Consider the following 14,726-nt stretch of genomic DNA (forward strand, 5'->3'; position numbering starts at 1 on the left):
GTGAAGGCAATAATTTTAGCCGGTGGCAAAGGCACACGTGGCAAGCCATATACAGAATTTTTCCCAAAGGCAATGACTCCAATTAATGGAAAGCCAGTCATAGATTATGTGATAAGATATCTTCAGAAATTTAGTTTCATAAAAGAAATTATCATAATTTCTGATTTTAATGGACTAGGGGGCCAAATCAAAAACTATTATGGGAATCAAAAAGGCATCTCCTTTGTCCAAGACTCGCAAAGCGGAACGGGTGGAGACCTTTTGCACATTGAAAATAAACTCAAAGGAGAATCTGAATTTGTGTTATGGTTTGTAGATAATTTGTGTGCAATAGATCTCAAAAAGATGATAGACGTATTTGTTACAAAGAAAAGTTCTGCATGTATTGCAACTAGAACAAAAAGAAAAGAAGAGACAGGATTTGCAGTAGTAGAAGATGGAATAATCAAAGAGTTCAAAGAAAAGCCAATAATGAAATTGCAATTATCAGAGTGTCTTGGTATTTACATGCTTGGAAAAGACGTAATCAAAAAAATAAAGGCAAAGAAAAAACAAAAAAATATCAATCTATCATATGATATCTTGCAGCAATTATCAAAGGAAGGAAAGATTAGTACATTTGATATTGGAGATAATGAATGGATTGATGCAGAATCTCCTTCTTATTTGGAAAGAAACGAAAAGACTGTAAAAAAGATCATAAAACAGATGGGACTGTAGACTTTTTTTCAAACTCAGAAATTTTGTCTTCGTATTGGTAGGTCTGTGCAATGTCATCTAGTCCCTCTAAGAGAATCTTCTTTTTGTGAGGATCAATCTCAAAGGGTATTTCTTCAGAAAAAGTCTTGATTGTTTGGTTTTCTAAATCAACTTCAACTGGCTGTGTTTCTTGTTGTAGTTTTTCCACAATTTTTTGGTCCAATGAGATTGGCAAAATTCCGTTTTTGAAGCAATTGCTAAAAAAGATATCAGCAAAAGAAGGTGCAATTATTACTGCAAATCCATAGTCTTGCAGCGCCCATACTGCGTGCTCCCTGCTTGAGCCACACCCAAAATTGTCTCCTGCAATTAGAATTTTGGAATTTTCATATTTAGAGTCATTTAATACAAAATCAGACTTTGGATTCTCATTTTCATCATATCTCCAGTTAAAGAATAGAAACTTTCCAAAGCCGGACTTTTGAACTAGTTTTAAGAATTGCTTTGGAACAATTTGATCAGTATCAACATTTACCTTATCAAGTGGAGTCACAATGCTTTTTGTTTTCTTAAATGGCTCCATTCTAACTCAAGTCCATCTTTCTTACATCAACAAAATGTCCATTTATTGCAGCAGCTGCTGCCATGACCGGACTAACCAAGTGAGTTCGTCCGCCATTGCCTTGTCTTCCTTCAAAATTTCTATTAGAAGTACTTGCACATCTCTCACCAGGAGCTAAAATGTCAGGATTCATTCCAAGACACATGCTACATCCAGCTTCTCTCCATTCAAAATTAGCATCAATGAAAATTTTATCAAGACCCATCTCTTCAGCTTGTTTTTTTACCATTTGTGAACCAGGAACTACCATTGCACGAACATCTGGAGAAACTTTTTGTCCTTTGACTATTTTAGATGCCTCAATAAGATCTTCTAGTCTTGCATTAGTACAAGAGCCAATAAAGACTCTATCAATTTTTATTTCTTCAATTGGCGTTCCAGGTTTCAAGTCCATGTAATCAAGTGCTTTTTGTGCCCCCTTCTTTTGATTAGAATCGCCTTTAGAAAACTCATCAGGACTTGGAACGGATTCAGTTACATCGCAAGTCATGCCAGGATTTGTTCCCCAACTTACCTGAGGTGCAATGTCATCAATGTGCAGTGTGAACTGTTTTTCAAATTTTGCATCATCGTCTGTCTTTAGATTTTCTCTCCAATAGTCAACAAGAGATTCATAGTTTTTTGGAGTGTATTGCCTGCCTCTAAGATACTCATAGGTCTTCTCATCAGGGGCAATCAATCCTGCACGGGCCCCTGCCTCAATTGACATATTACAGATAGTCATTCTCTGCTCCATTGAGAGATCCTCGATTCCCTGGCCTCGATACTCTATTACGGTTCCAGTTCCACCTCCTGTTCCAATGTGCTTAATGATAGATAATATGATGTCTTTGGCAGTTACTGCATGCGGATTCTTTCGCTTTCCCTCAACCCTAATCTCAAATGGTTTTGGCTTTTCTAGCCACAAAGTTTGGGATGCCAAGACATGCTCAACCTCGCTTGTTCCAATTCCAAATGCAAGTGCACCAAATGCCCCGTGAGTTGAAGTATGGCTATCACCGCAGACAATTGTAGAGCCAGGCAAAGTGATTCCTAGCTGAGGGCCAATAACATGGACAATTCCCTGATTGGGGCTGTTAATATCAAATAGCTTGATTCCAAAGTCTTTGCAGTTTTTTTCCAAGGTCTGAATTTGTACTGCAGATGTTTGATCTAAGATTGGCAGTGTCCTGTCATTTGTTGGGACGTTATGATCCATGGTAGCAATGGTAAGATCAGGACGTCTGACCTTTCTGCTATTAATTCTTAATCCATCAAATGCTTGGGGAGATGTTACTTCATGTACTAAATGTCTGTCAATGTAAACTAAAGAAGGTCCACTTTCTTTTCCAACAACAATGTGAGAATCCCAGATCTTTTCAAAAAGAGTTTTTCCCATTTTAATCCTGATCTGGTTTGTAGTTGAAAAGACCGCCTGCTGCAATTATCTTTCCAATAATTTCTGAAAATGGTTTCATCTTGTATGTCTGGTTTTTTGTAATGTTTGTGATTTGATTAGTAGAAATGTCAATATCAACCTCATCGCCTTCAGAGATTCCATTGTATGCATCTTCATCAATTTCAATAGGTAGCAAAAATGCACCATCTACTGCATTTCTGTAAAATATTCTTGCAAAAGATAATGCAAGTACTGCTTTTACTCCGGAATGAGATAATGCAATTGGTGCATGTTCACGAGATGAACCGCATCCAAAATTTTTTCCTGACAAAATAAAATCACCCTCCTTTACTTTTGAATGAAAGTCAGGATCAAGTCCCTCCATTGCATGTGTTGCAAGTTCTGCATAATCATGAACCTTGAGATACTGGCCAGGAATAATTACGTCAGTATCGATGTTGTCTTGTGCGTATTTTATGATATTTCCCTTCATTTCAAGTCCCTCGGATCAGTTATTTTTCCAGTTACAGCAGAAGCTGCAGCAACTAATGGAGATGCAAGATAAGTTTGTGACTCTACATGACCCATTCTTCCTGGGAAGTTTCTGTTTGTGGTACTGATACAGATTTCATCTTTTGCCAAGACGCCCATATGAGCGCCACAACATGCACCACATGTAGGTGGACCAACTGTCACACCAGCATCTAAGAAAATTTTAAGCAAACCGTTTTCCATCGCACGCTGATAAATCGATATTGCTGCAGGTAAAATTTCAGTTCTAATCTTTACCTTTCTGCCCTTTAGAATTTTGGCAGCTGCCTCCAAATCCTCGTATTTTGCACCAGTACAAGAGCCAATGTAAGACTTGTCTAATTCCACAGAAGGAGCTTCGCCAACTACACAAATGTTTTCAGGTGAAAATGGTTTTGCAATAATTGGTTCCATCTCTGATGCTTCATATTCAAAGGTTTTTGCATATTCGGCATCAGTATCACCGTTAATCAAATTGATGTTTGTTGCACCTCTACTTGAAAGATAATCAACTACTTTTTGATCTGGTTCAACAATTCCGTTTTTTGCACCTGCCTCTGTAGTCATGTTACACAAAGTCAATCTGCTTTCCACAGACATCTCATCAATGCCGCTTCCACCAAACTGCATAGTTCTGTATGCACCACCATCAGTTCCAATCTCTCCAATAATTTTGAGGATTAGGTCTTTTGCCATGACGTGATCTGGTAACTTTCCGTTTAGCTTAAAGTAGTAAGTCTCTGGAACCTTGAACCATATCCTTCCATTCAATAAAACATATGCAACATCAGTGTGGCCCAATCCACATGCAAATGCACCTAGTGCTCCAGTTGTATTGGTATGAGAATCACCACCGACATAGACATCACCAGGCATTACCATTGCCTCTTCATGAGATAATGTATGGCAAATTCCATACTGGCCCATTCCATACTTGAAATGCTTTTCAATTCCATAATTTTTTGTGAAATTAGTTAGTTTTACAATATTTTCAGCAGATACTTTTTCTGCAGAAGGAACAAAGTGATCTTCGGCAACCCAGACCTTGGTTGGATCCCATAACTTGTCAACTGCAATTCCTTGCTTCTTTAATTTATCAAATACCTTAAGCACTCCAGGTCCAGACACATCATGAACCATTACCTTGTCTACATTGGCAAAGATTACATCATCAGGTGCTACTTGGGATTTTCCTGATGCACGTGCAAGAATCTTTTCAACTATATTCATAATCCCAAAGGCCTGTTCTACAGATTAAAAGCTTTTCAGAACAATAAAAAAGAAAAAGGACACTCATAACATTGTGCAATTAACAGTTTTACCACTTTTGGCAGATAGAATGAGTGAGAAATTTGATGTTTTTGAAGTTTTTTTGAAGACACTGGAAAAAAACGACATTAAACTGCAAGACGGCGATGTTTTAGTAATTTCAACAAAATACATCTCAAACTCACAAGGAAGAATTGTGGATCTTGATAAAATTAAAATTTCAGAAAAAGGATACGGCATCTCAAAAAAATATCAACTAAGACCAGAGATTGCAGAAGTAGTAATTAGAGAGTCAGATAAAATTTTTGGCGGCATTGGGGGATTTGTCATTACATCATCAGATAATATCATGGCACCAAATGCAGGAATTGACAAGTCTAATGCAAAAAAAGGCAAAGTCATTCTTTATCCAGAGAACCCATACTTGGTAGCAGAGCAACTTCGAAGAAAGATTTTCCTAAAGATGGCAATCCACATTGGGGTGATTCTAGTTGATAGTAGGTTGATGCCCGCAAGAATTGGGACATCAGGTGTTGCAATTGCATGTGCAGGAATTGAGCCAGTATTAGATATGAGATCCAAAAAAGATCTTGACGGCAATCCTCTCAAGGTTACATTTCAGGCAGTAGTAGATAATTTGGCAACAATTGCAAATCACAAGATGGGCGAGGGTGCCGAATCAAAGCCATTTGCAATCATTAGAAATTCTGGTGCAACTCTAACTGATAGGAAAATTGATTCCTCAGAGATGGCAATAGATCCTGATCAGTGTGTTTACGTCAGGGGTCTTTCAAATCCTCCAAAAAACCAGTAAAATTGTTGTTCTGCTTTAAATAGAGGTATTTTCTGCAACAAAATATTGGAATACCTTACAACATATCCAAAGACTGTTTCATTTCTTGATGGACTAAAACACAAGATTGATGTTGACAGTAGGGAAGGAGTTGAACAACTTCATGTTGTTGTAAAGAAGAGTTTTGATGAATTGATGAAGATCTTTACTGAAGAGGGATTCACCAAGGTAAAATTCGAACACAAGCAGCCAGACCAAATAGGAAGTGGTCTTAATCTTAAACTAAAAAAGCCATGGGAGATGCACGTAAGGATGGTAGACCTCAAAAAAGGACTTATTGGAATTCATGCAGAAGTCGAAGTCTCTAGAGATTATCTTCAGCACTTGTTTTCCCAGAGAACCCCAGTTGTATATGAAGTAGAAGAGATTCTAAAAAAATATCAAATAGAATACAGCATATGGCATGACAAAATTAAGAAAAACGTTCATGCAATTGTAGATAACTATAAGGTAAAACTTTCAACTCCGAGTATTCCTGTATTTGCATGGAAGCCAATGCTATTTGTCATTGGAACTGTTGCTGCATTTTATGCTTGGAAGTATTTCAATACAATACTTTAGATTATACACCAAGAGATTCTGCTTTGCTTAGTTCCAAAAAGACCTTATCTCCAACTGAGAGACCCATGTCCTTGTATTCATGCATCTCTAGTTTTAATTGAGTAACACCACCTTGCATTCCCATACCTCCACCCATACCTGAAAGCATCTTGTTGAGGTCTTTCATCATATCATTCATGTTTGAGAAATTCATGACCTTGGGACCGCCAAAAGGAGTCTGTGGGTTTTGATTTCCTTCTTTTAGATCTTTTACAGAAGATAATGATACAACTACATATGGTGCGCCATCAGGGGCAGCATCAATACTTCGTACTACATATTCTTTTTTCATTATATGGTGACATGCTCCCCATCTAATTTTAATTTTGAGGTCAATTTATCCTAGTATATTGAAGCTTTAATTACAATTTTTGAGACTAGAAGGTATTGACTGAAAGTCTAAAGACAACACTGCGATACTATGGCATTTCTCCATGGGAGATCGAGGTGTTGTATGGATTTTTGAATTCTCATTTTACAATAATTCAAGACGAGATAGAGGCAGATGATGAGAATTTTGTTAGTTTCTTAGATATGGATATTCCTCTGACATTTAATGACGCATTTTTTGAGTGGTTTGATTTCAAACGCTGGGAGAAAGTCAAGGCAGTATTCAAAGAGATGAAGAGGAGAAGGGGCAGCGGCAATGCACTAAAAATTGTCATCAACTTTTCTGGCAATCCAAAGATAGGATTTACAGTTGATACTGAAGAGAAGCAGTGGTTTGATAATGCCATTGAAAAGATTGACTCTGTTTTGGAGTTGTTGCCATACCATCTTGATCCTCAAAAGATTCCATCTGAAATAACTAAAGTAGATTACAAGTTTGATTCAAAATCAATCAGATGGCGACTAAACACAGCCTCATCACCTGAAAAACAATTTATGTTCAAGGGCGACTCGTGGAAAGAGATCAAATAAGATCTTTTTGCAACGGTTCCAATAATTCGTGTAGTTCTTTGTATTTTGATTCCAAAAACTCCAAGGCATGATCTAATTTTTTTGATTTTCCATACTTGTAGCGAATCAGTTCACGATGATGCCAAAACGTTTTCCCATCATCAACTGAGAGTGTTGTAAAGTAATCAGTTCCCTTTAGGTTATCAGGTAACTTGACGTCATGTGGAAATAGCATATCTACGATAAACCACTCATCGCCATCAGGATAGTCAGCGCCAGTATCCACATCAAAAAATATGTGAAGCAAGTCAGACTGCATAAGGCCATCATCACTTATTGCTGGATGCCTTACAGATGATTTTTGAAAATCCAAGTTTAGTAGTTGCGGTTCAAAAAAACCTTTGATTATTGATTTTCGAAAGATGGTGTTTGCCTCATTAATATTCAAATGCAAGATACACTTCTACAAAACTTGCCTATAACCTGTTTGGTTTAGAGTTATAATTACACTTCAAGTGAATCTAGGATTTGCGAGATATCAGTATTGGAGAATCCATTCTTTGAGATGCTTTGTTTTGCAGGTGGATTTTCCATATAATTTGGAATTTTATCACGTAGTCTTGTAGCATATGGAGAGATTGTTTCATTTTTGTAAAACACTCCAATTGGAATCTTGTTTCCCCACTCTAGCGATTTGATTAGTGATTGTGAAAGCTTTTCATTAATTTCTGCCTCATCATTGTAGTGGACTACAGGTTCATATCCGTGTTCTTCTAGCTTGTAAATTCTTGAATGTCTTTTTTGAGCTTCATCAACTAGGTCAACTCCAGCATACCAATCCCTTGTGTTAAGATCATTGTAAGTTGGACATGGTTGTAAAACATCTAAAAATGAAAGACCTTTGTGATTGACTGCCTGAACTATCAAGTCCTTGAGATGTCTTACATCATAAGAGTATCCACGTGCAACAAATGTAAATCCACTTGCAACAGCCAGTCCAATTGGATTGACGTTATAATTTGTGTTAGGGGAAGGAAGTGATTTTGTCTTTTCTCCAAGTTTTAGTGTTGGAGATGCCTGTCCCTTTGTTAATCCATAAACGCCATTATCAAAGATAATGTATGTCATATCCACATTACGTCTACCTGCTGCAACAAAATGTCCTGCACCAATTCCCAGGCCATCACCGTCACCGCCAACTGCCACAACAGTCATTTCGGGATTTGCGATTTTGGCACCCTGTGCAAATGTCAAAACTCTGCCGTGCAGAGTATGAATTCCGTAGGTGTTGATATAATGAGATGTCTTTCCAGAGCATCCAATTCCAGAAAATATTGTAGTCTTGTCTCTTTGAACACCCATTTCAGCTAGAGCCATCTGGATAGCATTTACAATTCCAAAATCACCACAACCAGGACACCAGTCGTTATGGACATCTGTCTTGTAGTCTGCCATCTTAAGCGCCATGCATTAGAACCTCCCTTTTGTCTGCCTTGTTTTCAACAATTCTCTTAAGTGAATCATAAACTTCAGTACTAGTCATTGCTCTGCCAGTGTATTTTAAGATAAAATAATCAACGTCTCGTTCTACATTTTGTTTGAACAATTTTGATAGTTGTGCAGAGTGATTTGCCTCAACATCAATGATTGTCTTTGCGTCTTTTAGCAGAGATGAGACATACTCACTTGGAAATGGATGCAAGAGTTTTAGTTGTATAAATCCAATAGAGATTCCTTCTTTTTTGAGCATCTTTATTGCATCAAGAATTGGACCCTTTGCAGAACCCCATGAAATTATTGTGTAATCCTCAACACCAAAGGAGACTACCTTTTCTGTATCAGGAATTTCTTTGAGTATCAAGTCAAGACGTGACATTCTCTTATCCATCATCTTTGCACGCAGTACTGGATCCTCTGTAATGTGTCCTGTCTCATCAGACTCATCTCCAGTATCCCAAAATATTCCGTTATCCATTCCTAATCTAGAACGTGGAGATACACCATCATCAGTAAATGCAAATCTCTGGTATCCAGATTCTACTTTGTCTAAGAGTTTTCCTCGGTTAATTGAAATTTTAGATGTATCAAATCTTTTGCAAGTAACAACTGAACTTGCAATGAATTTATCCATTAGGTGAATGACTGGAACCTGAAAGACATCAGCGTAATTGAAGACATTTCCAGTATCATAGAAGCTCTCCTCTACATCGCCTGATGCATAAACAATTTTTGGAAAGTCTCCATGTCCTGCATAAACTGAGAAAAGCAAGTCATCTTGTCCATGTCGGGTTGGTAGTCCAGTAGATGGGCCACTTCGCTGGTAGTTTGTAATTACAACAGGCACCTCATTTATCCCCGCCCAGCCTAGCATTTCTGCCATAAGTGCAAATCCAGGGCCAGAAGTACATGTTGCAGAACGCGTTCCAGTCAGGGCACTTCCAATAGTCATTCCCATTGCACAAATCTCATCTTCAGTCTGAATTACTGCAGTAGAGCCAGGACGTGCATCAATGATTTCTAAAATTTCATTTGATTCTAAGAATACAGATTCGTCTGAAGCTGGAGTAATTGGATAGTAAGGTTGCATTCTACAACCACATGCCATCTTTCCTAATGCAGTTCCTTGGAATCCTTGAACCAAAAGTGTTCCAGGTTCTTTTTGAATTCCAGTTAAGGTATGATTGAAATTCTCAAACTTTGCAGTGGCATAATTGTAAGAATAGTTTGCAGCTTGCTGATTTATTTTTGCAATCTCTTCTTTCTTTGAAAATACCAGTCCAACTGTTTTTTGTAGCGAGTCAGGAGGCATATTTACTAGCCCCAGTGACAAAGAGACTCCAATAACGTTGAACATTCTAATCAATCCTTTGAGACGGGGATTTTCAGTCTCTTCAGCTAGGGTTTCAAGAATAGATTTGAAGGAAACTGGATACAGCAATACTCCATTTTCTTTTGCAATCTCCAAAACACCTGCAATTGAGAATGGTTTGTTCTTTGATTCTAATTTTTTGTGTAGTCTTTCCTTGAATGGCGCATCAAGTGTATGGACCTTATCAGTAGTAACATCATCAAGGTCTGCATCATAAATTATCCCACCACCTGAAACCACTTCATCATAATGACGGAAAATTGTTTCAGCATCAAAGGATGCCATTAATGTTACATCATTGATGTTTGAGTGAATTTTTTCATCAGATATTCTTACTGCAAAGTAGCTGTGTTCACCTTTGATGTTAGAGTAAAATTCTCTTTTTCCAAATACTTGGTAGCCCATCTCAGCGCATACTCTTGAGAATATGTTTGCACCAGACTCTACACCGCTGCCTTGAGGACCGCCAATTAGCCAAGTAAAATCAACAGAACTCACAGCAAATCACCTACAAAATGAATAGTAATAATCAGTTTTACCAAATTCTTATCCTCCTGTTGCTGCATCAAATAATGCACATTTGCATTCATCACGTTCGCCACAATAGGGGCAAACACAAACACATTTTTCAATAGAATTGCCACATTCTACACAAATTGCAAATTCCTCTTCTTCTTTTGCTTCAGAAGACATGTAGAATTTACAAGGAAATCGTATAAATGGTTTGAGATAAATCTCATGTCTATGAGAAAGAAAGTGTTTCTAACAAGGACACTTCATGACTTTGCTTTAAAGGAGTTGAGGAAAAAATATCAGATTGAAGTTCATCTAGGAAAGATTCCAGTTCCTCAAAAAAAGTTACGATCAAAAATTAAAGACATTGATGGATTGATCTGCTTCCCATATGACAAAATCAACAAAGAGACAATTGATTTGGCAGAAAATCTCAAAGTTATCAGTACCTATAGTGTAGGTTTTGATCACATTGATACAAAGCATGCAAAAGAAAAAAAGATCAGAGTAGGATACACTCCCGAAGTACTAACTGATGCTACAGCAGATTTGGCTTTTGCATTATTACTTGATGTTCTAAGAAGAGTTTCAGAAGGAGATAGAATCATTCGAGACGGAAAGTGGAAAGAGATCTATGGAGCATATGATTATGTAGGACTAGATCTTCAGGGAAAGACTCTAGGAATTTTGGGGCTTGGTAGAATCGGAGGAACACTTGCAAAAAGAGCAAAGGCATTTGATATGAAGATAATCTATCACAACAGAAATCGCATATCAAAGTCTAAAGAAAAGTCACTAGGGGCAAAATACGTGCCGCTAGAGAAGATAATCTCCCAAAGCGATGTGATATCAATCCATGTTCCGCACACAAAGGAAACAGACAAGATGTTTGGTATGAAAATTTTTAGAAAGATGAAAAAAACTGCGTTTTTAATCAACACATCAAGGGGCAAAGTGATTAACCAAAAAGAACTGGCCACAGCACTAAAGAAAAAGATCATTGCAGGGGCGGGACTAGATGTGTTTGAAGAAGAGCCAGTTGGTAAAAACAATTCGCTTGTAAAATTAGAAAACGTGGTCTTGGCACCACACATAGGAAGTTCTACTGAAGAGACTAGAGCCAAAATGGCTGAAATTACTGTAAAAAATCTCAATCTAGGAATGAATGAAAAAAAACCGATCTACTCAGTTGGATACTAGATTGACGCCCAGATACTCTAAACGAAAATGTGGAGTTTTTATATCTAAACTGTAGATAAAAAGTAGATTGAAAAAATTCAAACATACAAACGAAGAATTAGAATTAGCTAAACTACAATCTGAAAAAGAAAAGAAGAAGAAATCTCAAGAATAATATTTTTTCTCCTTGTCTTTTTCAGACAAGGTTTTTTTTAAAATTTAATTTTAGAAGAAAACTTTTGGATTAGATCATCATAGATTTTTTTTCTTTGAGGAATTAGTGTTTTAGAGTCATCATACATTTTTGTAAAAAATGCTGCCAAAACTCTTTGGCCATCTTTATCAAAGAATCTTACACTAAAACTTGTGCGCTCAGGCTTTTCTTCTTGGATAAACTCTGCTGAACTTATCAATTCTGAATCAACATGTATGTGTGCAGGTCCGTCATTTTCACCCATAGTAATCCACTTTTCCTTCTGTCTAATGCTAAGCGGACTCCTGACCTCACTTGTGGCACTGTTACTTTTTACAATAAACAAGATATCTTGAATCTTTACAATATCAGAGAGTAATTCAAGTAACATTAGATAGTCTAGGAATTGAAATTAATTTAGACTTTTGGGATTTTTCATGTCAATTTGGACAAAATCTTCTTCATCGCCATGAATACAATCAGTTCCAACAGCCTTTACAGGTGCAAAATTAATTGTTCCATCATGAATTTTGCCCTCTTTTTGTAAAATTCCTATCTTTCCTGAGACAATTTGTTTGTGTTTCCCACATGTTACGCCTACCATATATTCGTCTTTTCTATCAACTATGGATACAATAAACTCAGGGGGGTTTGCACATTGTTTTCCTTCTTCAGTAACAGAACACTTGTCAGGTAACACAATTTAATTTGAAATTTTATCAGATATTAACCTTGATTGCCACAGATTCCATTTATTATCAACTAAAACGAAATTAAAGTGAAAACAGTTGGCACATGATTTTGATGTAGTAATTATTGGTGGGGGCATACTTGGGACATCTATCTCATATTTTCTGTCATTTCTAAACAAATCAAAAAAAATAGCAGTAATTGAGCAAGCTCAAAATGTTGCTTTTCATACCAGTGGCAGAAATACAGGAAAGGTTCATGCTCCATATCTATACAATCCTGAAAAGAAAAAGCTGTTTGCAAACGCTGCATTTCATGGATTTGAGATGTGGGAGAGATATTCTAGATTGCATGACTTGCCATTTAAAAAAGATGGAGTAATAGAAGTTGCCCTAGACAAGAAAGGAATCAAGGTCTTAGAGAAATATCTCAAATGGGGAAAACAAAACGGACTAGAAGAAAAAGACATAGAGTTGATGGATAAATCACAACTGGCAAAAATAGAGCCAGAGATAAAATGTGAAGCTGCAATTTATGTTCACAAGGATGGCTCAGCAGACTATTCGGCATACACTAAATCACTAATGAAAGACAGTGAAAAGAATGGAATGACATTTCTTTTGGACACAAGAGTAACAGATGTAAAAAAAGAAAACTCAAAGTGGAAGATTACACTAGATGAAGAACATGAAATTTTTGCAAAATTTCTAATCAATGCTGCAGGTGGGGAGGCAGTAGACATTGCACACGGTGTGGGGGTTGCAAAGGAGTTAACTGATGTTCATTTTAGAGGCGAATACTGGAAGGCCCCATCTGAATACAACACACTGACAAAGACTAGCATCTATTCTGTTCCAGAATTTCCAGACTATCCATTTTTGGATCCTCACTGGGTTATTCGCGTTGATGGGAGTTGTGAGATTGGACCCAATGCGGTTCCTGTCTTTAGTCCATATGGGTATAACAAGGCAGAAAACATCAAGGAGTTTATTCCAAAGATGTTAGAGATGCTAGGTTCTGGCGCAAGAAAAGCAATATTTGATAAGCAATTCCAAGAACTTGCAATAAATGAAATACAGTCATCAATGTCAAAATCTGCAATGGTTGAGCGAGTAAGAAGATTCTTGCCAAAAATTGAGGCAGACAAAATTACAGAAAAAGGCACAGCAGGTATTCGTTCATCTGTAATTGATGAGAACGGCAAGTTTTCACCAGATGTAATTTTAATTGATGAGGAATCATCATTTCACATTCTAAATTATAATTCACCAGGAGCTACTGGGGCACTGCCATTTTCTGCACACATTGTAAATCACTTGCACACATCAGGTCTGGTTTCTAGTGAAGACATGGATGCACAATGCGGTCCATGGAAATTTACAGAAATTATTGAGAAACTAGAAAGAAAGTAGAATCAGTTTATGTCAGGATTTAGCCAAAAACATGATTCATTCCAAGTACTACAAATGCCATCCCTAATGGAGCATATGCCAAATTAGCAATAGTTTGGGGTTCGATTGTAATGGAGGGGCAAATATAGTATTTTTCTTTTCTAGTCAGGATAATTCTGCGCTGCCAAACAATACACTAAATGCCTTGCACCAAATCAATACCTTGTTGAATTTGGTCAGATCAGCATCATCAGGTATCTCATAATTTTGATTACCTCTGTTTGCCTTGAGCTCACCTAGATTAAGAAACTCTGATGCATTATCATCAGTTGCCAAATACACGTACAAATCAGGGCCATTAGTTGATTGAAAGTTTTCTAGTCGCAGGACATTGCTTCCATCATCAAGTGGGATTGTGTATGCAATACCTTGGGCATCATGAATTCCATCACCTACACCAACAAAGGTTCCAGAATGTACAACAGGAGTGACTTGTTTCATAGTTTCATCCATCATAGTTTCATCCATCATAGTTTCATCCATCATAGTTTCATCCATCATAGTTTCATCCATCATAGGCTGAATAATTGCGCCAGATGGTAATGCCTCATCTATAGTAGATTCTGTAAAATACGGGGAAAGGGCATATGCAGAAACTGCACCAACTATTATTATCGCAATAAAAGATATCAGATATTTATTCACAGAAAAAACAATAGCAATTTAGTATAAAGGTAATTTTCCAAATATTAGATAGATTTTTTTAAAATATCATTTATTACTTTTGAAAAACTAACTGTTGCTGTTGTTTTTTTCATTTCTGAGGCTTGCTTTAACCGTAATTTTTTGTAGGTATGATCATCAATAATTAATGAAATACGTTTTGACATACTTTCTTAAAGTGTTAACCATATTTAATGGACGTGGGTGTTTTGTAATTGTGAGGATGTGAATAAGTCTTTTAATTCAAATAATATAAAAATATTCAATTAATTGATTTTTCAGACATGCATTTTAGAAACAAAATAAATAATTTACT

The 14,726-nt window shown here is 36.8% G+C and carries 19 protein-coding genes; 6 read left to right on the forward strand and 13 right to left on the reverse strand.

Translation table 11 applies throughout. From position 1 onward, the window contains the following. Entirely contained in the window at nt 1–720 is a 720-nt protein-coding gene (locus tag NPIRD3C_RS09220) for a nucleotidyltransferase family protein (protein WP_148703859.1), read from the forward strand. Here the strand turns inward: NPIRD3C_RS09220 and leuD are convergent. From leuD to NPIRD3C_RS09240, 4 genes are read right to left on the reverse strand one after another with little or no spacing between them, the layout of a single operon-like run. Beyond that, nucleotides 698–1,282 carry a 3-isopropylmalate dehydratase small subunit gene (gene leuD, locus NPIRD3C_RS09225; RefSeq protein WP_148703860.1) on the reverse strand — a complete coding sequence of 195 codons (585 nt, stop codon included), beginning with the start codon at nt 1,280–1,282 and terminating at the stop codon, nt 698–700. The genes NPIRD3C_RS09220 and leuD overlap by 23 nt on opposite strands. A gap of 1 nt (nt 1,283) precedes the next feature. Further along, entirely contained in the window at nt 1,284–2,699 is a 1,416-nt protein-coding gene (gene leuC / locus NPIRD3C_RS09230; protein WP_148703861.1) for a 3-isopropylmalate dehydratase large subunit, read from the reverse strand. 1 nt (nt 2,700) lies between these two features. After that, nucleotides 2,701–3,192, reverse strand: a complete 492-nt coding sequence (locus NPIRD3C_RS09235) for a LeuD/DmdB family oxidoreductase small subunit (RefSeq protein WP_148703862.1) — start codon at nt 3,190–3,192, stop codon at nt 2,701–2,703. Next, nucleotides 3,189–4,460 (reverse strand): 3-isopropylmalate dehydratase large subunit, encoded by a 1,272-nt coding sequence (locus NPIRD3C_RS09240; protein WP_148703863.1) that lies wholly within the window; start codon nt 4,458–4,460, stop codon nt 3,189–3,191. The genes NPIRD3C_RS09235 and NPIRD3C_RS09240 overlap by 4 nt, the downstream gene beginning before the upstream one ends. A gap of 73 nt (nt 4,461–4,533) precedes the next feature. Here NPIRD3C_RS09240 and NPIRD3C_RS09245 point away from each other — a divergent pair, with 73 nt between their 5' ends. Continuing rightward, nucleotides 4,534–5,313: a coenzyme F420-0:L-glutamate ligase gene (locus tag NPIRD3C_RS09245; RefSeq protein ID WP_148703864.1), complete on the forward strand. Its 780-nt coding sequence runs from the start codon at nt 4,534–4,536 to the stop codon at nt 5,311–5,313. A 45-nt stretch (nt 5,314–5,358) separates the two neighbouring features. Next, complete coding sequence (locus NPIRD3C_RS09250) at nt 5,359–5,913, forward strand: hypothetical protein (protein ID WP_148703865.1); 555 nt, start codon at nt 5,359–5,361, stop codon at nt 5,911–5,913. 1 nt (nt 5,914) lies between these two features. On the opposite strand, the gene NPIRD3C_RS09255 is transcribed toward NPIRD3C_RS09250, so the two are convergent. Further along, a complete protein-coding gene (locus tag NPIRD3C_RS09255; protein ID WP_148703866.1) occupies nt 5,915–6,244 on the reverse strand; it encodes a hypothetical protein in 330 nt (109 codons plus the stop codon). A gap of 95 nt (nt 6,245–6,339) precedes the next feature. On the opposite strand from NPIRD3C_RS09255, the gene NPIRD3C_RS09260 reads away from it, so the two are divergent. Next, on the forward strand, nt 6,340–6,873 hold the full coding sequence (locus NPIRD3C_RS09260) for a hypothetical protein (RefSeq protein ID WP_148703867.1): 534 nt from the start codon (nt 6,340–6,342) through the stop codon (nt 6,871–6,873). Here the strand turns inward: NPIRD3C_RS09260 and NPIRD3C_RS09265 are convergent. Genes NPIRD3C_RS09265 through NPIRD3C_RS10760 form a run of 4 tightly spaced genes read right to left on the reverse strand, consistent with a single transcriptional unit; the run spans nt 6,866 to nt 10,414 of the window. Further along, nucleotides 6,866–7,306, reverse strand: a complete 441-nt coding sequence (locus NPIRD3C_RS09265) for a hypothetical protein (protein ID WP_148703868.1) — start codon at nt 7,304–7,306, stop codon at nt 6,866–6,868. The genes NPIRD3C_RS09260 and NPIRD3C_RS09265 overlap by 8 nt on opposite strands. Before the next feature lie 50 nt (nt 7,307–7,356). Then, complete coding sequence (locus tag NPIRD3C_RS09270) at nt 7,357–8,319, reverse strand: 2-oxoacid:ferredoxin oxidoreductase subunit beta (protein WP_148703869.1); 963 nt, start codon at nt 8,317–8,319, stop codon at nt 7,357–7,359. Beyond that, nucleotides 8,309–10,219: a 2-oxoacid:ferredoxin oxidoreductase subunit alpha gene (locus NPIRD3C_RS09275; protein WP_148703870.1), complete on the reverse strand. Its 1,911-nt coding sequence runs from the start codon at nt 10,217–10,219 to the stop codon at nt 8,309–8,311. The genes NPIRD3C_RS09270 and NPIRD3C_RS09275 overlap by 11 nt, the downstream gene beginning before the upstream one ends. 48 nt (nt 10,220–10,267) lie before the next feature. Then, the gene (locus NPIRD3C_RS10760) at nt 10,268–10,414 is read right to left on the reverse strand and encodes a hypothetical protein (protein ID WP_182126628.1); all 147 of its coding nucleotides are present in this window, start codon (nt 10,412–10,414) and stop codon (nt 10,268–10,270) included. 51 nt (nt 10,415–10,465) lie between these two features. Here NPIRD3C_RS10760 and NPIRD3C_RS09280 point away from each other — a divergent pair, with 51 nt between their 5' ends. Further along, nucleotides 10,466–11,434: a 2-hydroxyacid dehydrogenase gene (locus NPIRD3C_RS09280; protein WP_148703871.1), complete on the forward strand. Its 969-nt coding sequence runs from the start codon at nt 10,466–10,468 to the stop codon at nt 11,432–11,434. Nucleotides 11,435–11,625: 191 nt separating this feature from the next. Here the strand turns inward: NPIRD3C_RS09280 and NPIRD3C_RS09285 are convergent, their stop codons facing one another. Together NPIRD3C_RS09285 and NPIRD3C_RS09290 are read right to left on the reverse strand one after the other, a co-directional pair. After that, a complete protein-coding gene (locus tag NPIRD3C_RS09285; protein WP_148703872.1) occupies nt 11,626–11,997 on the reverse strand; it encodes a ChuX/HutX family heme-like substrate-binding protein in 372 nt (123 codons plus the stop codon). Nucleotides 11,998–12,018: 21 nt separating this feature from the next. Further along, entirely contained in the window at nt 12,019–12,306 is a 288-nt protein-coding gene (locus NPIRD3C_RS09290; RefSeq protein WP_148703873.1) for a hypothetical protein, read from the reverse strand. Between the two features lie 88 nt (nt 12,307–12,394). Here NPIRD3C_RS09290 and NPIRD3C_RS09295 point away from each other — a divergent pair, with 88 nt between their 5' ends. After that, a complete protein-coding gene (locus NPIRD3C_RS09295; RefSeq protein WP_148703874.1) occupies nt 12,395–13,708 on the forward strand; it encodes an NAD(P)/FAD-dependent oxidoreductase in 1,314 nt (437 codons plus the stop codon). A gap of 144 nt (nt 13,709–13,852) precedes the next feature. Here NPIRD3C_RS09295 and NPIRD3C_RS09300 read toward each other — a convergent pair whose 3' ends face one another. Together NPIRD3C_RS09300 and NPIRD3C_RS10765 are read right to left on the reverse strand one after the other, a co-directional pair. Then, nucleotides 13,853–14,392 carry a DM13 domain-containing protein gene (locus tag NPIRD3C_RS09300; protein ID WP_148703875.1) on the reverse strand — a complete coding sequence of 180 codons (540 nt, stop codon included), beginning with the start codon at nt 14,390–14,392 and terminating at the stop codon, nt 13,853–13,855. Nucleotides 14,393–14,436: 44 nt separating this feature from the next. Beyond that, nucleotides 14,437–14,577: a hypothetical protein gene (locus NPIRD3C_RS10765; RefSeq protein ID WP_182126625.1), complete on the reverse strand. Its 141-nt coding sequence runs from the start codon at nt 14,575–14,577 to the stop codon at nt 14,437–14,439. Nucleotides 14,578–14,726 lie beyond the last annotated feature (149 nt).

This window comes from Nitrosopumilus piranensis (assembly GCF_000875775.1).
GTDB lineage: Archaea > Thermoproteota > Nitrososphaeria > Nitrososphaerales > Nitrosopumilaceae > Nitrosopumilus > Nitrosopumilus piranensis.